General features: G+C 65.6%; 1 protein-coding gene. It reads right to left on the bottom strand.

What is annotated here, in order from left to right; translation table 11 throughout:
• Positions 1-418 (bottom strand): CarD family transcriptional regulator (locus AAC083_RS22685; RefSeq protein ID WP_375134785.1); only part of this gene is annotated, 418 nt, incomplete at both ends.

The raw sequence follows: 418 nt of genomic DNA, 5'->3' as shown, positions 1-418 counted from the left end.
CGTACACATCCAGCAGCTCGGCCGCCACGTCGCGCACCTTCTCCGCCGCCTTGCGCCGCGCCTTGACCCAAGCCTCACCGCCCAGCTTGTGGCTGGGCGGATTGTCAGAGCCGGTGTAGCGGCTGATGAGGTGCAGGCTGGTCACCGGCACAAACAGCTTGTCACCACCGGCATACTCCAGGGTCAGGAACTCGGTGGGCAGGCCGCCGGCATCGATGGTTTCGAGCCCGAGATAGCGGCCGACCCCGTGATCCAGGTGCACCACCGGCTGGCCCTGGGTCAGCTCGCCGAGGTTGCGGATCACCGCATCTGAGCTTAGGTTCTTGCTCTTCTCCCGCTGGCGTTTGCTGCGTACCTTGCCCCCCAGCAGCTCGGTCTCAGTGATAAGGGCGAGTGCGTCCTTGCCGCTCTCCTGCAA

Source organism: Aeromonas sp. HMWF014 (assembly GCF_963878295.1).
GTDB classification, from domain to species: Bacteria; Pseudomonadota; Gammaproteobacteria; order Enterobacterales; family Aeromonadaceae; genus Aeromonas; species Aeromonas popoffii.
The sequence above is the reverse complement of the archived record's forward strand: the minus strand, read 5'-3'. Positions and strand labels throughout refer to the sequence as shown.